Here is a 20,907-nt window from a genome sequence, read left to right as displayed (position 1 = left end):
ATCGATTTACTAGTTATGAAAACAGAGCAAGAAAATAAAAACACGAGTAACCGCCGTGATTTTATTAAGACCACAGCTATTGCCGCTGCTGCGTTTATGATCGTGCCCCGCCACGTTTTAGGTGGGCCCGGTTATTTAGCACCAAGCGATCGTTTATTGGTTGCCGGCATTGGCGTTGGCGGCAAAGGCCAAAGCGATTTAAACATGTTTTACAAAAGCGGAAAAGCAGACATTGCTTTTTTATGCGATGTAGACGACCGCCGTGCAGCAAATAGTGTTAAAGCTTTCCCTAAAGCAAAATACTATAAAGATTGGCGTGAAATGTTAGATAAGGAACATAAAAATTTCGACGCTGTGTCTGTTTCTACTCCTGATCATAACCATGCCATCCAGGCTTTAGCAGCTATGCAATTGGGCAAACACGTTTATGTGCAGAAACCTTTAACACATGATATTTATGAGGCTCGTATTCTAACCGCAGCCGCAAAAAAATATAAAGTGGTAACCCAAATGGGAAATCAAGGTGCATCAAACGATGGTCCGCGCCAAATGAAAGAATGGTATGAAGCTGGTTTAATTGGCGATGTACACACAGTTTACGCTTGGACAGATAGACCGGTTTGGCCGCAAGGAATTCCTCGACCAACAAAAAAAGCCGAAATCCCTGCTGAATTAGACTGGAATTTATGGTTAGGTACTGCACCCGAAAAAGATTTTATAGACAAATTAGTTCCTTTTAACTGGCGTGGCTGGTGGGATTACGGAACCGGTGCCCTGGGCGACATGGGTTGTCACTTAATTGAAGCTCCTTTTAGTGTATTAAACTTAAAATATGCCAAAGAAGTAGAGGCCAGTGTGGGCTCTGTTTACGTTGACGAATTTAAACGCGGTTATTTCCCCGAAAGCTGCCCTCCATCAAGTCACGTTACCTTAAAATTCCCTAAAACGAATAAAACCAAAGGTGATGTTACCCTGCATTGGATGGATGGTGGTATCCAGCCAGAACGTCCTGAAGAATTAGGAGCTGACGAAACTTTTGGCGATGGTGGTAACGGAACCTTGTTTATCGGAACTAAAGGAAAAATGATGTCTGAAACTTATAGTGCAAATCCTAAATTATTGCCGCTAAGCAGAAATAAGGACATTAAAGTTGCCGCTAAATATGCCCGCGTGCCAGATGGCGCAAACGGACACTACAAACAGTGGGTAGAAGCTGCAATTGCGGGTTATGGCAAACAGGAAGTGAGTTCTCCTTTCGAAATTGCTGGTCCGTTAACTGAAGCTTTATTAATGGCCAACCTGGCAATCAGAAGTTTCGATATCCAGAAAACCGTAAATGGCAAAGTTACTTATCCGGGCAGGTACACTAAAATGCTTTGGGATAATGACAACATGAAAGTAACCAATTTCGATGAAGCAAACCAGTTTGTTAAACGCGAATACCGCAAAGGCTGGAACAATTTAACGCTTTAATAATCCAAACCTATCAGGTTTTATTTAAAAAAATATGAAAAAAATCTTTCTTTCTGCTTGCATCTTATTAGCAGTTACGCAAATATCAAAAGCTCAAAAAGGCTTTAAACCACTGTTTGATGGTAAAACCACTACAGGCTGGCATACTTATAACAAAACTAACGTTGGTAGCGGCTGGCAAGTTCAGGATGGTGCATTACACCTTGATTTAGCCAAAAAAGGCACTGATGGTGGTGGCGATTTAGTTACCGATAAAGAATATGGTGATTTCCATTTAAAATATGAATGGAAAGTAGCTCCAAAAGCCAATAGCGGTTTAATTTTTTACGTTCACGAAGAACCTAAATACCATGCTACCTACTCTACCGGTTTAGAAATGCAGGTAATTGATAACGATGGTCACCCTGACGGAAAAATCACCAAACACCGTGCAGGTGATTTATACGACCTGGTAAAAAGTTCATCAGAGCCGGTTAAAGCTGTTGGCGAATGGAATAAAGCAGAAATCATTAGTAAAAAAGGTAATTTAACCTTAATTTTAAATGGTGTTGAAGTTGTAAAAACCACCCTTTGGGATGACAGCTGGAAAAAAATTGTTGCAGGTAGTAAATTTGCAACATGGGAAAACTGGGGAACTTTTAAAACCGGTAAAATTGCCTTACAGGATCATGGAGATGAAGTTTGGTACAAAAACATCTCTATTAAAGAACTTTAAAAGAGGTTAAAGGTGTAAGGTAAAAGGCTGAAGGTTTTCTTTCTTTCCCTTTAACAATACACTTAAAACTTAATAGTAAAAAGAGGTTGAAGGTGTAGGGCAAGAGGCTGAGGGTTTCCTTTCTTTCGCTTTAATCATATATTTGAGTTAGAAAGCGGGAAAACATAATGTTTACCCGCTTTCGCTTTAACCTTACAACCCTATACCTTTAACCTTATACCTTAAAATAACCTTATATAAACCAAATGAATAGCACTACTCGCTTTAAACTCTCTGCCATGATGTTTCTGGAATTTTTTATCTGGGGCGCATGGTTTGTAACTTTGGGAGCCTTCCTGAGCAACAACTTAAAAGCAACCAATTCCGAAATTGGTTCTGTATTTTCAACCCAATCATGGGGAGCCATCATTGCTCCATTTATAATAGGCCTTATTGCCGACAGGTATTTTAATGCCGAAAAGATTTTAGGCGTTCTACACATTATTGGCGCCATTTTAATGTATCAAATGTACAATGCACCTGATGTTAGTGTTTTCTACCCTTATGTTTTAGGTTACATGATTTTATTTATGCCAACCCTTGCACTGGTTAATTCAGTTTCTTTTAATCAGATGAAAGATGCAGAAAAAGAATTTGCAAACATCAGGGTGTTCGGTACAATCGGTTGGATTATTGCCGGTTTATTAATCAGCTTTGCTTTCCACTGGGACTCGCCGGAAGGAATTCAGGCCGGATTACTAAAAAGTACCTTTTTAATGGCCGGAATCGCTTCTTTGGTATTGGGCTTGTTTAGCTTCACTTTGCCAGCTACTCCACCGAAGGTTGCTAAAGGCGAAAAAATAAAAATAGGCGACATTTTAGGTTTAGATGCATTAAAACTTTTAAAAGATAAAAACTTTGCTGTTTTCTTCATTTCTTCCATCCTGATCTGTATTCCCCTAGCCTTTTATTACCAAAATGCAGGGCTTTTCCTGGCAGATATTAAAGTTTCCAACCCAACAGGTAAAATGGCTATTGGTCAGGTTTCCGAAGCGTTATTTTTATTGGCTATCCCTGTGTTCTTTTCAAAATATGGTTTCAAAAAAACCATTATAGTGGGTATGTTAGCATGGGCGGTACGTTATGTGCTGTTTGCTTATGGTAATGCAGGCAACTTAAGCTTTATGCTCATTATCGGAATTGCCCTTCATGGTGTTTGTTACGATTTCTTCTTTGTTTCTGGTCAGATTTATACCAACTCTAAAGCAGGAGAAAAATTTAAGAGTGCAGCACAAGGTATCATTACCCTTGCAACTTATGGTGTTGGTATGTTGATTGGTTTTAAAGTGGCAGGATTAATTACTGATATGTATAAAACCGGTGATGTAACCGACTGGAAAATGGTTTGGATTATCCCGGCAGGAATTGCAGCAGCAGTTTTCTTGTTGTTCGCTGTTCTTTTTAATGATAAAACCAAGTCAGAGATACAAGCCAAAGCTGCTTAATATGAGCTCAAACCTGAATAGAAGAAATGCTTTAAAAAACATCATCGCAGGAACTGCTGCGATTGGTGTTTCTTCCAGCTTTTCAGCATTAGCAATGGATACACAAGAATCAGATCAGCCCTTGAAATTAAAAGGAAATGTCAACCATGCCGTTTGCCGCTGGTGTTTTAGCAGTTTCGATGTAGAAACACTTTGTACCGAAGCCAAAAAAATCGGTATTAAAGGCATCGACCTCGTTGGACCGCAGGATTGGCCAACTTTAAAAAAACATGGTCTATTCTCTTCCATGTGCAATGGTGCCGAAATTAACCTGGTGGATGGTTTTAACGATGAGAAATTCCACGCAAAACTGATTGAGAATTACACCAAAATGATTCCACTTGTGGCTGAAGCAGGCTATAAAAACCTCATTTGCTTTAGTGGAAACCGCCGTGGAAAAGATGATGAAACAGGATGGAACAACTGTGTAAAGGGTCTAAAACAGCTCCTTCCTCTCGCAGAAAAACACAATGTGGTACTCGTAATGGAGTTATTGAACAGTAAGCTCAACCATAAAGATTACCAGTGCGACAGAACTTCGTGGGGTGCTGAACTTTGCAAGCGTCTTGGATCGGAAAACTTTAAATTGCTTTACGACATTTACCACATGCAGATCGATGAAGGAGACGTAATCAGCAATATCAAACAGTATCAACAATACATTGCCCATTACCACACCGCTGGTGTTCCGGGTAGAAATGAGATCGATGATACCCAGGAACTTTATTATCCTGCCATTATGAAAGCCATTGCCGAAACCGGCTTTAAAGGTTTCGTTGCACAAGAATTTATACCAAAAAACGCTGATAAAATAGCCTCCTTAAAAAAGGCTGTTGCCATCTGTGACATTTAAAAATATACCTATGATATCAAGAAGAAGTTTTATACTAAACAGTAGTATGGCTGCAGCGGCAGCACTTTTGGTTCCATCTTTTGTATTCGCTGCCGATAAAAAAGTAGTAGGTTTACAGTTATATTCTTTAAGAGACGAGCTTCCGAAAGATGTAAAGGGAACCATCGCCAAAGTGGCAAAAGCAGGCTTCAAAGAAGTAGAAACTTATGGTTTCTCTATAAAAGATCAATTTTGGGGTTTAACACCTAAAGAATTTAAAGCTTTGTTAGATGCCAATGGTTTAAAAGCACCAAGCGGCCATTACGGCTTAGGCACTTATTTAACTGATGGAAATACCACAGAACTTAAAGCTGCAATTGCCGCCGCTAAAGTGCTTGGAAGCGAATATGTAACCATCCCCTGGTTAGATGAAAGCATCAGAAAAACTGCCGATGATTATAAAAAAATTGCGGTAAGAATAAATGAGGCCGGTAAAATGGCTAAAGCGGCTGGTATCAGACTGGCTTACCATAACCATAATTTTGAGTTCGAAAAACATGGCGATACCACTGGTTACGAAATCCTGTTAAAAGGAACTGATAAAAAGTTTGTTGATTTTGAACTCGATTTATATTGGGTAGTGCGCTCAGGCAACGATCCGATTAAATTATTCAAAGAAAATCCGGGCCGTTTTACCATGTGGCACGTTAAAGACATGGACAAGGCCAATCCGGCATTAAACGCTGAAGTTGGAACAGGTTCAATCAACTTTAAACCAATTTTTGCCCAGGCTAAACTTTCAGGGATGAAGCACTTTTTTGTTGAGCACGAAACCAATTACAAGCCAAATCCGCTTGGATCGGTTACTGCAAGTTGTGCATTTATTAAAAAAGAAATTATTTAATTTTTAGGCAATGAATTCAAGAAGAATATTCTTAAAACAGGCAGGATTAGCAGCCGGAGCGGCATTGTTAATTCCATCATTTGCTTTTGATAAAGTAAGCAAAAATGTTGGCCTCCAACTGTACACCTTACGTGATGAATTGCCAAAAGATGTAAAAGGCGTTATTGAAAAAGTAGCAAAAGCCGGATATAAAGAAGTGGAAACCTATGGTTTTTCTAACGGGAAATTCTGGGGATTAACCCCTAAAGAATTTAAAGCCCTGTTAGATGCCAATGGCCTAAAAGCGCCAAGCGGTCATTACGGGATGGACGATTTTGTTAAGACCGGAAATACCGATAAATTAAAAGCTGATATCGAATCTTCAGCTGCAATTGGTGGTAAATATTTTACCATTGCCGGCGCACATGTTGATATGAGCAAGGGTGCAGATGGTTTCAAAAAAACCGCAAGTGATTTTAACAAAGTGGCTGAAATTGCGAAAGCCTCAGGTTTAAAATTTGCTTACCACAACCACGATTTCGAGTTTAAAAAATTGGGCGATACCACCGGTTACGATGTGTATTTAAGCGAAACAGATAAAAACCTGGTTAATTTTGAAATGGATTTATACTGGGTGGTGCGTTCGGGTAACGATCCCCTAACCCTGTTCAAAAAATATCCGGGCCGTTTCCCAATGTGGCACGTAAAAGATATGGACAAAGCCAAACCGGAGTTAAATACAGAGGTGGGAAAAGGATCAATTGATTTTAAAGCCATTTTTGCACAGGCAAAACTTTCAGGCATGCAGCACTTCTTTGTAGAGCACGAAAATAACTATCAGCCAGATCCAATTGGCTCGATCAAAACAAGCTGCGATTATATCAAAGCAAGTTTGATTTAAATTTATTATACCCCTCAGGAATTAAAAACCTGCGGGGTATATAAAAAACGATTCTAACTGTAAACTGCAGATTGCAAACTGATATGGGTGTTTCCCATGCTACGCAAGGGCCGGGCTTTTTCAGGGCTCCGCTTCGCTCCGGTGCCGATGAAAACATCAGCACTGAACCCTTACAATCCCTAACGCAGCACTACCGCACTAATGATCTCTTGATGTTAGCACGGCTGACCTAGGTTAATTAAACCTGACAGTAGCGGGCATCCCGATTCTTCATCGGGATAAAGCGGATGGCAGGACTTTCGTAACCGATAAATGCTTGAACCTGCTTTCCAAAAAAGTAAAAAGCCTCTCTTATCAAGTTTTACTAAATCGAATTAATGATTTACCCTCTACCCATATTTTCTATCGAAAACCCAAAATTTTAAATATTAAAAGCAAATTTAATTGGTAACAATAGGGATATAAGCTTAATTTTTAGCATATTTGGCTCATATCAAATAATTAATAATATAAAAAAATTTAAAATGAAAGTAGCAGTAGTAGGTGCAACCGGATTGGTTGGCACTGTCATGTTAAAAGTATTGGAAGAAAGAAATTTCCCTTTAACAGAGTTAATTCCCGTAGCATCAGAAAAGAGTGTTGGTAAGGAAATTACTTTTAAGGGTAAGAAGTTCCCAATTGTTAGCATGGATACTGCAATCAGCATGAAACCAGATATCGCTTTGTTTTCTGCCGGTGGCAATACTTCATTGGAGCATGCACCACGTTTTAAAGAAGCCGGAACAACGGTTATCGACAATTCTTCTGCGTGGAGAATGGATCCGGCAATTAAATTAATTGTACCGGAGGTAAATGCACACGAACTTTCTATCGATAACAAAATTATTGCTAACCCAAACTGTTCTACAATACAGATGGTAGTGGTTTTAAAACCTTTGCACGATAAATACAAAATTAAACGTGTAGTGGTTTCTACTTACCAATCGGTTACTGGTACTGGTGTTAAAGCGGTTGAGCAATTAATGAATGAGCGTAAAGGTATTGATGGCCCGAAAGCTTATCCATACGAAATCGACTTAAACGTTCTTCCGCATATTGATGTTTTCTTGGAAAACGGATATACCAAAGAAGAAATGAAAATGGTTAAGGAAACGAATAAAATCATGAGCGATGATAGCATTAAAGTTACCGCTACAACGGTTCGTATTCCGGTAATGGGTGGTCACTCAGAATCGGTAAACATTGAGTTCGAAAATGATTTCGATTTAGCTGAAGTGCGCAGCATTTTAGAAAAATCGCCAGGCATAATAGTTGTTGATGATGTTGCTAACTTAAAATATCCAATGCCTAAAGATGCTCATGAAAAAGATGAGGTTTTTGTAGGCCGGATCCGTAGAGATGAGTCGGCTCCCAAAGCATTAAACCTTTGGATTGTTGCCGATAATTTGCGCAAAGGTGCTGCAACCAATGCCGTTCAGATTGCCGAATACCTGATTCAGAAAGAATTGGTTTAATCAATAAAACTCAAAAGCCTCCCGATGTAAAATCGGGAGGCTTTTTTATGCGCTCCAACAATGAAACATATTCCCATTGCGCTTATATATTCCAGATTACTTATCGGTTTTGGAATCATCCTATTAAGCGTTTTCCACGTCAGTCATTATTCCTTTTGGGCCATCACTTTATTATCCATTGGTTTGTTAACCGATGTTTTTGATGGCATTATTGCCCGTAAACTTAATATCTCTTCTGAAAAATTAAGGCGTTTAGATTCAGGCATCGACCAGGTATTTTTCATTTCTGTAGCAGTGGCAACTTATATCCAATGTCCTGATTTCTTTAAAACCAACCTGATCAAATTAATTGTCCTTGGTGCTTTTGAAGCTTCAATTTATGCTTTAAGTTACATCAAATTCAAAAAAGAAATTGCCACACACTCTATCGGTGCTAAAATCTGGACGCTGACCATATTTTCCACTTTGGTCGAAATTATGGTGCATTGCGAATCAGTAGTATTATTTGAAATTTGCTTTTGGCTTGGCATGGCCACCCGCTTGGAAATACTTGCCATTGTTTTTACCCTCAAAAAATGGACAAATGATGTACCTACCATATATCATGCTGTAAAACTGAGACAGGGAAAAGAAATTAAGCGCAATAAGCTGTTTAACGGGTAAATTAAATTTTTATAATTATATAATTTAGCGACCTTAATCACTAAATTATATATAAAAAAGAGATCGTAATCACTAAATTATATATAAAAAAGAGATTAGCACAGAATTTTGCTATATTTGAGAGAAACAAAATTTGTAAGATGATTATCAGAAATCTGCAGAATCACATCGAATCGAAATTTTTTAAACAAAAAGCCATTATCGTTACTGGTGCCAGACAAGTGGGTAAAACCACTATGTTAAAGGAGTTAGTGAATAAGAAGGAGTTACCTTTTGTTTTTCTAAATTGCGATGAGGCAAACGTACGTGCTACCTTAACTGATATCAGTATCGAAAGGCTCAAATCAATCATCGGTGTTAACAAAATTATTTTTATCGACGAAGCACAACGCGTTACCAATATTGGCTTAACATTAAAACTGATCGTCGATAATTTTACTGATGTCCAGTTATTGGTTACAGGTTCCTCATCATTAGATCTGGCTGTTGGCATCAAAGAATCATTAACGGGAAGAAAATTCGAATATCACCTCTTCCCTTTTTCTGTTGCAGAACTTGTTGAAGACACGAATGTGCTTATTGAAGAACAGGCTTTAGAAAAAAGATTAATTTATGGCACTTATCCTGATGCGATCAATTATCCGGGTGAAGAAAAAGAGCTGTTATTAAATTTGGCAAACAGTTATCTTTTTAAGGATATTTTATCCCTTACTGGCATCCGAAAACCTTTACAGCTCGAAAAACTGGTACAGGCACTGGCCCTACAGATTGGTAACGAAGTTTCTTATACTGAACTTGGCCAAATGATTGAGGCCGATAAACTTACTGTTGAGCGTTATATCGATTTATTAGAACAATGTTTCGTTGTATTTAGGCTAGGTGCTTACAGCAGTAACCTGCGGAACGAAATTAAAAAGAGCAAAAAGATATACTTCTATGATACAGGAATTCGCAACGCGGTAATCGAAAATTTTAGTATGCTTGGCTTACGACAGGATGCTGGTCAGCTGTTCGAAAATTACATTGTATCTGAATACATCAAAGCCAGTAATAATAAAAGAAAGCATGCAAAATATTATTTTTGGCGCAGTTTTCAGCAACAGGAAATTGATTTAATAGAAGAAGTTGATGGAAAAATAAATGCAATAGAGATCAAGTGGAATGCGAATAAAAAAGTAAAGTTTCCCTCAACTTTTTTAGATGCATACCCCACCAACGAAACATACGTTATAAATAAAGCTAACTATACCAGTTTCCTGGTATAAAATAATCGCCTGCAAAAAAAAATGAAATTTTTCAAAATATTGTCCCTATCGCTGTGCTTAACAATTGCAGCAATTGCTCAAAACAGGATCCAAAACATCGAAAAAGCCTTTGATAATTTATTAAACGACGAACAGGCAAAACATGCCCTAGTATCTCTTTGCGTTTTGGATGCCAATACCGGTAAAACGCTTTATGCCAAAAATGAGCAGATCGGTTTAGCTACCGCTTCAACACTAAAAACCATTACCGCAGCAACAGCTTTTAGTATTTTAGGTAAAGACTTTCAATTTCAGACTACTTTGGCCTATACTGGAACAATTACTACAGATGGAACATTAAAAGGCAACCTCATCATTATTGGTAGCGGCGACCCAACTTTGGGATCATGGCGTTATCAAAACAAAGAAAATAATGTTTTAATGCAATGGGTAGCGGCAATAAAAACAGCCGGCATTAAAAAAATTGAAGGAACTATAATTGGCGATGATCGTATTTTCGGCACACAAACCACACCAGAGGGCTGGGTTTGGCAGGATATCGGCAATTATTATGGTGCCGGGACTTCTGGCTTAGCCTGGCGCGAAAATCAGTTCGACATCCACCTAAAACCTGGAAGCAGCACAGCAGATGAAGTGAAAATTGTGAAAACCGTTCCGGCTACACCTTATGTACAAATCATAAATGAATTAAAAACCGGTGCATCTGGTACTGGCGATAGAAGTTACGCTTTTCTTCCACCTTACAGCAATGTAGCTTACCTCCGAGGAAGTTGGGGAATGGGCATTGCTAAAACAGGTATTTCTGTAGCCCTCCCCGACCCTGCTTTTGATTGCGCCTACCGCTTACAAGATACGTTGAAAAGATTGGGAATTTCGACCAGCCAACAGGTTACTACAGCAAGATTGATGACTTTAAACAACCAGATTATTCCTTCGGTTACACAAAAGATAAGTACCATCAGCTCGCCTAACCTAAGCGAGATTACCTATTGGTTTTTAAAGAAAAGCATTAATTTATATGGCGAATCACTGTTAAAAACCATTGCCATAAAATCGGGCAAAGCAGGCACAACAAGTAAAGGTGCTGAAACGGAAATCAACTTTTGGGCTGATAAAGGAATTGATAGAACGGCATTGAATATTATTGATGGCAGCGGACTTTCACCAGGCGACAGGATCACAACCTCTGCAATGGCGACTATACTTTTTCAGATTCAGAAAGAAAACTGGTTCCCTGATTATTATAAAGCGCTGCCTGAATACAATGGTATGAAAATTAAAAGCGGAACCATAAACGATGTTTCTGCCTTTGCAGGTTTCCATACGGATGCGGCTGGTAACAAATATGTGGTGGTGATCAATATTAATAATTATAGCGGAAACAGTATTAACAAAAAGTTGTTTAAGGTATTAGACGAATTAAAATAAAACATCCCTATAAATAATATGGCGCTTTTTGTAAAAAACCTTCAAACTGTTGATGGACTGATTTCTAACTTATATAAAGGTATTTCAGTAGAAGAAATGACTAAAAAAGTCACCGAAGTCATGGAACAACAAGGATATCAGGTGATTAACAATCAATTTGGTAATTTAATCTTAGAAAAAGGCAGCCGTATAAAACGACTTTTACTTGGTGCTTTTGTAACTTATTTTAAATTTAGCGTAACAATGGCTCCAGGCGTTGACAACGAACTTACAGTCAACATTTTTCAGCAATCAAGCGGCATGTCTGGCGGTTTAATTGGCATAAACCAGGTCAAAACGGAGCTTGCCAGGTTAAACTTTGTGTTTGCTAATATTTAGGAAAGAAAGTTCGATTAATAACACAGCTTTAATTTATATTTATGTAGTCACCCTGAATTTATTTCAGGGTCTATCCAGCAGGAAAGATCTGATCCCGATGTGAAAATCGGGACAGCATAACGATCGTGATAGATAAACTTTTACTTCAAATACCTATACCATTATTATTCAAGTTATTTCTCCTGAATACCAACCAAGCCACAATAATGTTTAGTGGAATTAGCATTAAGCCTAAGCCAAACATAATAAACACATAAAAGAGGAAAAACAGGCAAAAAACACTTATCAAAAATCCTTTAACCACAACCCCATTGAGCAAAAGCAAATTTCTAAATAAAAGGATAGCGGAAAATGCATAAAAGATCAGCTTTAGTGAGGTTAATATACCAAAACGGGTGAATATCCAGCACATTTCGGGCAATAATAAAATAAGATAGTTTAAACAGAAGCCAAAAAAAACTTTTGACCCTGAGAATGGAAAATTTGGCAAAAAGGACAAATAACTATCATTGAAAATTTTCTCCTGATAAATGAGCACAACATGGGCCACAATAATGCAGGAAGTAATGAGCATGAGTAACCTGAAATTATCTTCCAAATCAGAAAAAAGCATATAAACACTTAAAATCAATACCCACGAAAGCATTTTGGTTAATAAATAGGCCAGTTTGGATTGGTTAAAAACCTGAAAGCTATACAATAAAAACACAGGTTTATTCCATTTCCGGCTGATCCGGATTAGCCAATTGGGTTTACTGGATTCCATTAAACGGTTACTTTCTTTTGAACATACATAAGCGCTACCGAGGATTAAAAGCAACTGAAAGATCAAAATCGCAATAGAAATAAGGTAATATCCAAATACCAACCCGATAACAATGGTATAAAAAGTATAACACCATACCGGGATAAATATATAAGCCTGCACCCCGCACCAGGCCAAAAATTGATGTTTTTTAGGTAATGAAGTGAAACTATAATGCAAAAATTCCTGCTGGGGCAAAGCCATTTGATTTAACACATATTTTAAACTTTTATAGGCATACAATGAGCTCGCTACGAGGTAAAAAACCATAATTAATGGATTACTTACCAAACTGATGGTAAAGAAAAACTGCCAGAAATCGATCTGATCAGGCATAACCGTACCTAAGGTATTAATGAACAAACAGTAACTGATCAACATGACGAAAACGAATACCAGCATACCTGCATGGGTACGGTAAAACCCATCCACAAATATTTTTCTTAAAACAAGGTTCGGAAGCGGCTGCACTAAAAGTTCAGGTTTAATTTTTTATCCTCAATAATAATCTGTTTAAGTCCGGGTAACTTTAACCCATCCAAAGGCTGGTGCGATGATAAAAGGAAACTGATCTTCTCGTTCGCGTGTTTTTCATTGATCCAACGGTATAATACTTCAAGAGATTCGGCATCGATGGTATTTAACGGTTCATCCAGCAAAATTAATTTAGGCTGACCCAGGAAGGCTAGTACCAGCGAAAGTTTTTTCAGCATTCCGCTGGAATAAGAACCCAATGGATTATTGATATACGCTTTCATTCCAATTTCGTTCACTAAGATTTCAGCCTGACCGGGAATTAAGCCTTTAGCTTTCGTGAAAAGACTAATCATTTCTGTTCCACTTAAAAATTCAGGGAAGACTGGTTCAGCAGCGGCAAAACTGACCAGTTTCCGATAGGAAACACCATGATTTTTTAAATAAACGGTGCCAATCGCGATATCTCCCTTAAAAGATAATATCCCTGCAATTGCTTTCAACAAGGTACTTTTTCCAGTACCATTATTACCTTTTATCCAGAAAATACCTTCGGGAATTTTAATATTATCTATCTTTAAAACAAGATGATCGAAATAAGATTTTTCAAATTGATTGAAGTGTAACATAAAACCGTTTTATTTCTGACTTTAGTTTTATTGAAAAGTTACAGACTGATCTCATCTTGATAAAATCATACATCAATGCAATTAGTTTTACGTCCTTACGAGCCCAATGATGTCGAAAGTTTGGTTAAATACGCCAATAACCTTAACATTTCGAAATATTTAACCAATAAATTCCCTTTTCCTTATGAGAAAAAAGATGGTGAAGCTTTTATCCGATTGGCTTTAAGCCATGATCCATTGCAAATTAAGGCCATTGTGTTTAATGGTGAGGTAATCGGATCGATAGGTGTGCATCAACTGGCCGATATTTACAGCAAAAGTGCAGAAATGGGTTATTGGATTGCTGAAGAGCATTGGGGCAAGGGCATTGTTCCACTGGCAGTAAAGGAAATGCTGAAATATGGTTTCGGTACCTTCGATATTGAAAGGGTTTTCGCGCGAACCTCACATACCAACCTGGCCTCACAACAGGTTTTAAAAAAAGCAGGTTTTATTTTCGAGGCAGAATTAAAAAACACCATTTTTAAAAATGGTGAATATTATAATGAACTGATTTTTGGCTTTAGGAAACATCAGCTGGTTTAAGACCATATTAAACAACCGCGAGTCAAGCCATGATGAATTCTTTAGATTAAAACATTTTGCCCAAACGAAGTAATACTGCAACTGCTTTTCAAAAAATTATGAATGGTCTATAATTACAAGGATAACAAGATACAACATGAGTTTGGCGACCAATATTAAATCAAAATTAACCATCGGTTAACTCAAACAACTATCGTAACATTAACCCTTAAAACGCTTTATTTATTTAAAAAATATACTAACTTTGATGTTACGCTTAGTAATTGTACTTTTTACACTAAGCAGGTTAAAAAATCAATAAAAATCAAATAAAAATGAGCATAATCGTTAATGTCCATGCCAGACAGATTCTCGATTCGAGAGGCAATCCAACAGTAGAAGTAGAAGTAGTAACAGAAGCAGGCGCTTTTGGCCGTGCAGCTGTACCAAGCGGTGCATCTACCGGGCAATATGAGGCTGTTGAATTACGTGATGGTGATAAATCTACATATTTAGGTAAAGGTGTTTTAAAAGCTGTAGAAAATGTAAATACTAAAATTGCTGAAGCATTAAGAGGTATTGATGTTTTTGAGCAAAATACAATTGATAAAATCATGTTAGACCTAGATGGTACTGAAAACAAAGGTAACTTAGGTGCTAATGCTATTTTAGGTGTTTCTTTAGCTGCTGCCAAAGCTGCTGCTGATGAAATCGGCCAACCTTTATACCGTTACATTGGTGGTGTTAATGCCAACACTTTACCAATCCCGATGATGAATATCATTAACGGTGGTTCTCACTCTGATGCGCCTATCGCTTTTCAGGAATTTATGATTATGCCAGTTGGCGCTCCTTCTTTCTCTGAAGCTTTACGTTGGGGAACTGAAGTTTTCCATAGCTTGAAAAAGATTCTTCACGATAGAGGTTTATCAACTGCAGTAGGTGATGAAGGTGGTTTTGCACCAACTTTTGATGGTACTGAAGATGCAATTGAAACGGTATTAAAAGCAATTGAAACTGCTGGCTACAAACCAGGTTCACAGATTTGTTTAGCTTTAGACTGTGCTTCATCTGAATTCTACAAAGATGGTAAATATGACTATACTAAATTTGAAGGCGCTACCGGCGTAATTCGTTCAAGCGAAGAGCAGGCACAATATTTAGCTGATCTTTCTGCAAAATATCCAATTATCTCTATTGAAGATGGTATGGACGAAAACGACTGGACTGGCTGGAAAAGCTTAACTGATAAAATTGGTGATCATGTTCAATTGGTAGGTGATGATTTATTTGTAACTAACGTTACGCGTTTACAACGTGGTATTGACGAGGCTACTGCTAACTCGATCCTGGTAAAAGTAAACCAGATCGGTTCTTTAACTGAAACCATCAATGCGGTAACTTTAGCTCAAAACAATGGTTATACTTCGGTAATGAGTCACCGTTCTGGCGAAACTGAAGATGTTACCATAGCTGATTTAGCTGTTGCATTAAACTGCGGACAGATTAAAACAGGTTCTGCATCACGTTCAGACAGGATTGCAAAATACAATCAATTATTACGTATTGAAGAAGAATTAGGTGAAAACGCACGTTTCATCGGTTCAAAATTCAAATACGCTAAAAAATAATTAAGATGTCATTCTGAGCTTGTCGAAGAACTTTTCGATAGGGTGTTTCGACAGGCTCAACATGACAATCCAATGTTATAGTGTTAACAAGTTGAAAAACTTATTTGCGAAACATCCGGAGATTTTAAATCTTCGGATGTTTTTATTTTAATACTATATTTGTTCTACAAACCTGCAAGGCTTAAATAACAGTTTTCGAGAAAAATATGAAACGTTTAATAGATCTTTTCCGCAATAAATATTTCCTTGCTACTGTCGCTTTTGCGCTGTGGATGCTATTTTTCGACAAAAACGATATGATGTCGCAATACGAGTACCGCAGTCAGGCGAATAAATTACAGGAAGAAAAGGAATATTTCGAGAAGGAAACCGCGCAGGTTAAAAAAGATTTAAACGAACTGAATACCAACCTTAACACAGCTGAAAAATTTGCACGTGAGAAATACTTCATGAAAAAAGACAATGAAGATGTTTTTGTAATTATCCAGGAAGAGAAGAAAGATTAGTTTGGAGTTTTGGGTTGGGAGTTTGGAGTGAACAGTTCTCAATTGGCAGTTGGCAGTTCAAGGCGCCAATTAAACAGTTTATTATTCACAGTTAATCAGTTTAAACAATTAACCGATAACCTCTCTCTAGTACTCAAATTTTGGTAAGGAAAGTTTAAACCTCACCACGATAATGCGCAAAATAAAGATAAAAGCCACTACCGAAAGTTTTGCCACCACACTCTCCACATTTAACCATAACAACAAATAGTAAAGCAAGCCACCGAAGATGCAGGCTGTGGCATAAATTTCTCTTCTGAATACCAATGGAATGGTGTTGAGTAATGTATCTCTGATAATCCCACCAAAGCAACCGGTAATTGTACCCAATGCGATGCAAATACCCGGATTTAAGCCGAAAGCAATGCCTTTCAGCAATCCAACCATCGTAAATAGCCCAAGGCCCAAACTATCAAACAAAAACAGCGTGATTTTCATTTTCTGCACATGTGTTTTAAAAAACATGGTTGCCAATGCCGTAAATAAAATAATTAAACAGGTTTGCATATCACGCATCCAGGCCACCGGAGTATCACCAATTAACAAATCTCTTACTGTACCCCCACCAATTGAGGTAACAAAAGCTATGATGAGCACACCAAATGGATCCAGCTTACGCTGCATGGCGGTAAAAGTACCAGAGATTGCAAAAGCAATGGTTCCTAAAACCTCAATAATCTCCGAAGTAGAAATGTTATAGTTCTCCATTGCGTTTCCTTAAAAACCATTCTACTCCCAATAAAATCAATATCAAACCAAACAGCCACTTCATGTTAATCAGTTCGTTGTATTTACGGTCTTCGTAACTAATGGTTTTAATATTTTCGTTTTTAGTAATCTCATCAGCTATTTTAAGGAGGTTTTCGGGCATAAACAATTTACCATTACTCTGCTTAGACATGGTATTTAAAAGCTGGTGATTGGCTGTAGTTTGCTGATATTCTGCAATTAATGCATTTACATAAAAACTACCAGCAGCAGTGAATTTCTTGCCCCCAAGTTCAGTATTCGCCAGATAAGAATAATTCCCTGCAGGCATGGTTCCGGCATCCAACTGATAAGCATTTTCGGTTTTAGAGAAAATATAGTTAAATACTTTTCCGGTTTCATTTTTTACCTGAAGTTTGACTTCTGCTTCATTTACAGGCTGATAACTGTCGTTATAAAGCGTACCATTAAACTGAATGGCTTCATTTTCATCATAAGCAGACTTTGAGGTAAAAACCTTAAACCTGCGTTTATCATCCTTAACGGATAAGTATTGGACCGTTTTTGAAATCAGATCGTTCAAAACCGACTGATTGCTTTCATTTTCAGCTTCTGAGAGTTTCCATCGCCAAAGCCCCTCTCCCAACAGATAACCTGCCTTTAAACCGTTTTCGTTTGCAAAGAACAGTAGTGGCTGCTGTGTGCTTACTTTGCCAATACGTTGATTAAAAACGGGTGTTGCGCCCGCATTTACGGTTAACCTTCCAAATGGACTCAGCAATGGATCGAAGGCAGAAAACTGCTTTTTATCTTCTTCACTGAGGTTAAAACTTGTAAAACCATTGGCAAAATCGGCATATACTTCCTGAACAGAGCCATTCGCAGAACTCAGGTTTACCTGATTCTGAATCTGGTTAAAAGCATTTATATTACTCTGACCACCTAAAATATACCAAACCGGCTTTTTCAGACCTGTCAACTTTTTGAGAAAAGCAGTTGACAGGTTCTGAGCATCGGGCAATTGATACAATACGATTAAATCGAATTTAGAGGGGTCTGTTGTGTTTAAATCATCAGCAAGGGCAAGTTTAGCTTCATAATGTTGATTAAGCGAAATAGCCTCCTTTAACACGCTTAAATCGGGGTGTGGTGAAGCTGCAGCCAGTAATACCTTCTGCCGGCCATCAATAACCTCAACATAAAAAGTCTGAAAGTTGTTTCGTGTCGTAATTTCATTTTTTAAAGCGCCCAGTTGAACGGTATACTTCTGTACACCTATTTTACCGGCATGGATTTTCACCAGAATCGTTTTAACAAAAGAATTTCCATTAATCGTTATATTTTGTTGATCAACCTTTGCACCGTTTTGGCTCATGCTTAAAGAAGTGCTTTCGCCGTCACTTTGAAAAGCCTGAACCTGTACTTCGATCGTAAAATCATCATCCAGGTAAACAATGTTGTTATAATTTACATTCGAAATAAGCACATCGCGTTTCGGGATACTATCTCCCAGGGCAATGGTGTAAACCGGGGCATTAATCTGATTGACACTGTAAAGCGGATTTCCACCGTGGTTAAAAATACCATCGGTAGCTAAAATAATTGCACCAACATTCCGGTTGGTATATTCATCCCTTACTTTCTGAAAAAATGCGGAGGCATCAGTTAATTTTCCCTGATTTTTAAAGTCGAAACCATCAGCAACCTGATCACCAAAATGAAGTGTTTTCACTTCATATTTGTCCGAAAGTTTAGCCTGTAATATTTTAAGGTTTTGTTCGTATAACTTTTGGTCGAAACCAGCAGCCTTAACCTGACCTACCGATAAGGAATTATCCTGTCCGATGATAATTACAGGTTTGTCTAAAGTGTAATTTAAGGTTTTAATCAGCGGTGCGAATATTAACCACGCAATGGTAGTCACCACAATAATCCTTAATGCCGTTAGGCCATACTGAAGTTTTTTATCTAAATTTTTGTTGCCGCGATAAAGCAACCAGGCATACAATACGCCTAAGGTTAAGCAACCGAGAAAAAACAAAATAGAAGTACCCGAAAAAAAACCAGTCATAATTCATAAAGATGGTAATTTTGGGGAAATTTTCAAGATTATTAACCGCAAAGTGCACAAAGAATTTATGCAAGTACTAAAACTCAAATTGGTTTACCACAGAGTACACAAAGAATTGCACAGAGGATAACAGAGTTTAAAGCATAAAATTTAACCGCTCCGTGCGCTCTGTGCTAAACAACGAAAAAATCGCTATGGCCTCTGCAGTTAAATACCCATTTGTTAAACCATGGAGTGCACTGAATTTTGCACAGAGGATCACAAATTACCTAAACCCTTTAAGCGCCCAACCTCTGCGTACTTCGTGCCTTTTTCTGTGTGACCTTTGTGGTAAAAAAAGAGAACACTATTTTCTCTGTGTTTAAATACCTATTTTTAACCAAATCAATCTTTATGAAATTAACCTGTTTAACGTTTTTGCTATCCATAAGCCTCATGGTGAATGCCCAAAATAATTTTAAAGAAACTCAGATCAAATTCGAAAGAGTAGACAAAGCATATAGCGAAAAATGGGAAACATTAAGAAAGTTTGTTCAAGCCGGTGGCTATGGAGATAAATTCTCCATGGTGATCAACGCCTATAAAACAGAAGGAAAACTGGAAGTTTGGTTAAAAAACAATTCGGCAAAAACCTATTCACTGTTCAGAACATACGATTTCTGTGCACACTCCGGCACTATTGGCCCCAAGGTATTTGAAGGTGACGGGCAAACGCCTGAGGGCTTTTATTATATCAATGTTTTTAACCCCATGAGCAATTTTCATTTATCCTTAGGCGTAAACTATCCAAATACAGTAGATTATGCCCGAACTGGAAAAGATAGGAAACCTGGAAGCGACATCTACATCCATGGCAATTGTGTAACCGTAGGTTGCATCCCTTTAACAGATGAAAAAATTAAAGAAGTATACGTTTTAGGGGTTGAAGCTAGAAATGCTGGTCAGGAGAAAATTCCGGTAAACATTTATCCTTTCAAAATGACCGATGGGAATATGAAGAAATACGTTGCTCAATTTCCATCGCAGGCCAGCTTTTGGAAATCCCTACAGGCCGGATATCTAGCTTTTGAGAAGAATAAAATACCAGCGAAGGTTACTGAGTTTAAAGGAAAATATGTTGTGAGATAGCTGGAAGGTTTGAGGGCCAATTTCTCATTGGATAAATTATATTGAGAAAAAATCTATTCTTATTTTCACTAATATTCATCAAAAGTTAGTTATGTCATAATCTAAATTATCAATTACCCATTTTTGATCTGAAGATCTCGTTAAACAGAAAATCATTTGATTATACTTAGATATATCAAATTTGACTAACGCCTTATTGTAAATAAAAAAAATCTTAGATATCTTTCCTTCATCGGCATGGTCCAAGATTTCTTCCGGTTCAAATCCAAAAAGCAAATCACATTCCAATCCTGGAACTGGCCCAAAATAATCAATAACGGGATATTTTGTCAGTGAATCAGAAACACTTTTATATTTAAATCTTAAAGCTCCGAGAAAAGAATCCGACACAAAGTTAGATTTCCTGAAGTTTGATAAATATTCATCAACGCTTCTCATATCAACTCTAAGAATACTATCCTTTTTTATGGTGTCTTCGTTATAACCCTTAACTATGGCAGAGGTGGTTAATTTTGGTTCGTTTTCTTTATACCATTTTAAAAAGCCCACAATAGTTATCTTTATAGCTGATTCTATTTTTTTAGGCTGAGCTGTTTGACTAAACCCACTTAAAATTGAAAACAATAAAATTAGAATTATGAGCGACTTTTTTTTCATTAATGAAGATTATATCAAAACTAATTTAATAAAATTTCAGCAATAAAAAAAGGCGTAAGGTGGGTTAATACACTTTACGCCTTTACTATTTATGGCTTTGCTTTACACCTTTCTCTACCA

20 protein-coding genes are annotated in these 20,907 nt (G+C 37.5%); 15 read left to right on the top strand and 5 right to left on the bottom strand.

The window, feature by feature from the left end:
* The first annotated feature begins 15 nt into the window (after positions 1 to 15).
* From R2R28_RS18325 to R2R28_RS18275, 11 genes are all read left to right on the top strand, one after another.
* Positions 16 to 1,473: a Gfo/Idh/MocA family oxidoreductase gene (locus R2R28_RS18325; RefSeq protein WP_316827135.1), complete on the top strand. Its 1,458-nt coding sequence runs from the start codon at positions 16 to 18 to the stop codon at positions 1,471 to 1,473.
* A 34-nt stretch (positions 1,474 to 1,507) separates the two neighbouring features.
* Positions 1,508 to 2,188 carry a DUF1080 domain-containing protein gene (locus tag R2R28_RS18320; RefSeq protein WP_316827134.1) on the top strand — a complete coding sequence of 227 codons (681 nt, stop codon included), beginning with the start codon at positions 1,508 to 1,510 and terminating at the stop codon, positions 2,186 to 2,188.
* A gap of 245 nt (positions 2,189 to 2,433) precedes the next feature.
* On the top strand, positions 2,434 to 3,672 hold the full coding sequence (locus R2R28_RS18315; protein WP_316827133.1) for a nucleoside permease: 1,239 nt from the start codon (positions 2,434 to 2,436) through the stop codon (positions 3,670 to 3,672).
* Between the two features lies 1 nt (position 3,673).
* A complete protein-coding gene (locus tag R2R28_RS18310; RefSeq protein WP_316827132.1) occupies positions 3,674 to 4,564 on the top strand; it encodes a sugar phosphate isomerase/epimerase family protein in 891 nt (296 codons plus the stop codon).
* A gap of 10 nt (positions 4,565 to 4,574) precedes the next feature.
* Positions 4,575 to 5,447, top strand: coding sequence for a sugar phosphate isomerase/epimerase (locus R2R28_RS18305; RefSeq protein WP_316827131.1), 873 nt, complete (start codon positions 4,575 to 4,577; stop codon positions 5,445 to 5,447).
* Between the two features lie 10 nt (positions 5,448 to 5,457).
* Positions 5,458 to 6,327 carry a sugar phosphate isomerase/epimerase gene (locus R2R28_RS18300; protein ID WP_316827130.1) on the top strand — a complete coding sequence of 290 codons (870 nt, stop codon included), beginning with the start codon at positions 5,458 to 5,460 and terminating at the stop codon, positions 6,325 to 6,327.
* A 524-nt stretch (positions 6,328 to 6,851) separates the two neighbouring features.
* Positions 6,852 to 7,841, top strand: coding sequence for an aspartate-semialdehyde dehydrogenase (locus R2R28_RS18295; RefSeq protein WP_187591457.1), 990 nt, complete (start codon positions 6,852 to 6,854; stop codon positions 7,839 to 7,841).
* Positions 7,842 to 7,901: 60 nt separating this feature from the next.
* Positions 7,902 to 8,504: a CDP-alcohol phosphatidyltransferase family protein gene (locus R2R28_RS18290; RefSeq protein ID WP_316827129.1), complete on the top strand. Its 603-nt coding sequence runs from the start codon at positions 7,902 to 7,904 to the stop codon at positions 8,502 to 8,504.
* 140 nt (positions 8,505 to 8,644) lie between these two features.
* Positions 8,645 to 9,769, top strand: a complete 1,125-nt coding sequence (locus R2R28_RS18285) for an ATP-binding protein (protein WP_316827128.1) — start codon at positions 8,645 to 8,647, stop codon at positions 9,767 to 9,769.
* A 21-nt stretch (positions 9,770 to 9,790) separates the two neighbouring features.
* Positions 9,791 to 11,197 (top strand): D-alanyl-D-alanine carboxypeptidase/D-alanyl-D-alanine-endopeptidase, encoded by a 1,407-nt coding sequence (gene dacB, locus R2R28_RS18280; protein ID WP_316827127.1) that lies wholly within the window; start codon positions 9,791 to 9,793, stop codon positions 11,195 to 11,197.
* An 18-nt stretch (positions 11,198 to 11,215) separates the two neighbouring features.
* Positions 11,216 to 11,575 carry a hypothetical protein gene (locus R2R28_RS18275; protein WP_316827126.1) on the top strand — a complete coding sequence of 120 codons (360 nt, stop codon included), beginning with the start codon at positions 11,216 to 11,218 and terminating at the stop codon, positions 11,573 to 11,575.
* Between the two features lie 145 nt (positions 11,576 to 11,720).
* On the opposite strand, the gene R2R28_RS18270 is transcribed toward R2R28_RS18275, so the two are convergent.
* Together R2R28_RS18270 and R2R28_RS18265 are read right to left on the bottom strand one after the other, a co-directional pair.
* Positions 11,721 to 12,851 (bottom strand): hypothetical protein, encoded by a 1,131-nt coding sequence (locus tag R2R28_RS18270; protein WP_316827125.1) that lies wholly within the window; start codon positions 12,849 to 12,851, stop codon positions 11,721 to 11,723.
* Positions 12,851 to 13,483: an ATP-binding cassette domain-containing protein gene (locus R2R28_RS18265; protein ID WP_316827124.1), complete on the bottom strand. Its 633-nt coding sequence runs from the start codon at positions 13,481 to 13,483 to the stop codon at positions 12,851 to 12,853. The genes R2R28_RS18270 and R2R28_RS18265 overlap by 1 nt, the downstream gene beginning before the upstream one ends.
* 75 nt (positions 13,484 to 13,558) lie before the next feature.
* On the opposite strand from R2R28_RS18265, the gene R2R28_RS18260 reads away from it, so the two are divergent.
* From R2R28_RS18260 to R2R28_RS18250, 3 genes are all read left to right on the top strand, one after another.
* Positions 13,559 to 14,068 (top strand): GNAT family protein, encoded by a 510-nt coding sequence (locus tag R2R28_RS18260; RefSeq protein WP_316827123.1) that lies wholly within the window; start codon positions 13,559 to 13,561, stop codon positions 14,066 to 14,068.
* A gap of 314 nt (positions 14,069 to 14,382) precedes the next feature.
* A complete protein-coding gene (gene eno / locus R2R28_RS18255) occupies positions 14,383 to 15,678 on the top strand; it encodes a phosphopyruvate hydratase (protein WP_316827122.1) in 1,296 nt (431 codons plus the stop codon).
* A 206-nt stretch (positions 15,679 to 15,884) separates the two neighbouring features.
* On the top strand, positions 15,885 to 16,184 hold the full coding sequence (locus R2R28_RS18250) for an FtsB family cell division protein (protein ID WP_113951033.1): 300 nt from the start codon (positions 15,885 to 15,887) through the stop codon (positions 16,182 to 16,184).
* A gap of 126 nt (positions 16,185 to 16,310) precedes the next feature.
* Here R2R28_RS18250 and R2R28_RS18245 read toward each other — a convergent pair whose 3' ends face one another.
* Both R2R28_RS18245 and R2R28_RS18240 read right to left on the bottom strand, forming a co-directional pair.
* The gene (locus R2R28_RS18245) at positions 16,311 to 16,931 is read right to left on the bottom strand and encodes a trimeric intracellular cation channel family protein (protein ID WP_316827121.1); all 621 of its coding nucleotides are present in this window, start codon (positions 16,929 to 16,931) and stop codon (positions 16,311 to 16,313) included.
* Complete coding sequence (locus R2R28_RS18240) at positions 16,918 to 19,002, bottom strand: hypothetical protein (protein ID WP_316827120.1); 2,085 nt, start codon at positions 19,000 to 19,002, stop codon at positions 16,918 to 16,920. The genes R2R28_RS18245 and R2R28_RS18240 overlap by 14 nt, the downstream gene beginning before the upstream one ends.
* A gap of 393 nt (positions 19,003 to 19,395) precedes the next feature.
* On the opposite strand from R2R28_RS18240, the gene R2R28_RS18235 reads away from it, so the two are divergent.
* Entirely contained in the window at positions 19,396 to 20,130 is a 735-nt protein-coding gene (locus tag R2R28_RS18235; protein ID WP_316827119.1) for a murein L,D-transpeptidase family protein, read from the top strand.
* A gap of 78 nt (positions 20,131 to 20,208) precedes the next feature.
* On the opposite strand, the gene R2R28_RS18230 is transcribed toward R2R28_RS18235, so the two are convergent.
* The gene (locus tag R2R28_RS18230) at positions 20,209 to 20,787 is read right to left on the bottom strand and encodes a hypothetical protein (protein ID WP_316827118.1); all 579 of its coding nucleotides are present in this window, start codon (positions 20,785 to 20,787) and stop codon (positions 20,209 to 20,211) included.
* Positions 20,788 to 20,907 lie beyond the last annotated feature (120 nt).

This window comes from Pedobacter miscanthi (genome assembly GCF_032678605.1).
GTDB lineage: Bacteria > Bacteroidota > Bacteroidia > Sphingobacteriales > Sphingobacteriaceae > Pedobacter > Pedobacter miscanthi_A.
The sequence above is the reverse complement of the archived record's forward strand: the minus strand, read 5'-3'. Positions and strand labels throughout refer to the sequence as shown.

Bases quoted from the DNA above. Each gene is read 5' to 3' on its own strand.
- R2R28_RS18325 (WP_316827135.1), top strand. From the start codon at position 16: ATGAAAACAGAGCAAGAAAATAAAAACACGAGTAACCGCCGTGATTTT.
- R2R28_RS18320 (WP_316827134.1), top strand. From the start codon at position 1,508: ATGAAAAAAATCTTTCTTTCTGCTTGCATCTTATTAGCAGTTACGCAA.
- R2R28_RS18315 (WP_316827133.1), top strand. From the start codon at position 2,434: ATGAATAGCACTACTCGCTTTAAACTCTCTGCCATGATGTTTCTGGAA.
- R2R28_RS18310 (WP_316827132.1), top strand. From the start codon at position 3,674: ATGAGCTCAAACCTGAATAGAAGAAATGCTTTAAAAAACATCATCGCA.
- R2R28_RS18305 (WP_316827131.1), top strand. From the start codon at position 4,575: ATGATATCAAGAAGAAGTTTTATACTAAACAGTAGTATGGCTGCAGCG.
- R2R28_RS18300 (WP_316827130.1), top strand. From the start codon at position 5,458: ATGAATTCAAGAAGAATATTCTTAAAACAGGCAGGATTAGCAGCCGGA.
- R2R28_RS18295 (WP_187591457.1), top strand. From the start codon at position 6,852: ATGAAAGTAGCAGTAGTAGGTGCAACCGGATTGGTTGGCACTGTCATG.
- R2R28_RS18290 (WP_316827129.1), top strand. From the start codon at position 7,902: ATGAAACATATTCCCATTGCGCTTATATATTCCAGATTACTTATCGGT.
- R2R28_RS18285 (WP_316827128.1), top strand. From the start codon at position 8,645: ATGATTATCAGAAATCTGCAGAATCACATCGAATCGAAATTTTTTAAA.
- dacB (WP_316827127.1), top strand. From the start codon at position 9,791: ATGAAATTTTTCAAAATATTGTCCCTATCGCTGTGCTTAACAATTGCA.
- R2R28_RS18275 (WP_316827126.1), top strand. From the start codon at position 11,216: ATGGCGCTTTTTGTAAAAAACCTTCAAACTGTTGATGGACTGATTTCT.
- R2R28_RS18265 (WP_316827124.1), bottom strand. From the start codon at position 13,483: ATGTTACACTTCAATCAATTTGAAAAATCTTATTTCGATCATCTTGTT.
- R2R28_RS18260 (WP_316827123.1), top strand. From the start codon at position 13,559: ATGCAATTAGTTTTACGTCCTTACGAGCCCAATGATGTCGAAAGTTTG.
- eno (WP_316827122.1), top strand. From the start codon at position 14,383: ATGAGCATAATCGTTAATGTCCATGCCAGACAGATTCTCGATTCGAGA.
- R2R28_RS18250 (WP_113951033.1), top strand. From the start codon at position 15,885: ATGAAACGTTTAATAGATCTTTTCCGCAATAAATATTTCCTTGCTACT.
- R2R28_RS18245 (WP_316827121.1), bottom strand. From the start codon at position 16,931: ATGGAGAACTATAACATTTCTACTTCGGAGATTATTGAGGTTTTAGGA.
- R2R28_RS18240 (WP_316827120.1), bottom strand. From the start codon at position 19,002: ATGACTGGTTTTTTTTCGGGTACTTCTATTTTGTTTTTTCTCGGTTGC.
- R2R28_RS18235 (WP_316827119.1), top strand. From the start codon at position 19,396: ATGAAATTAACCTGTTTAACGTTTTTGCTATCCATAAGCCTCATGGTG.
- R2R28_RS18230 (WP_316827118.1), bottom strand. From the start codon at position 20,787: ATGAAAAAAAAGTCGCTCATAATTCTAATTTTATTGTTTTCAATTTTA.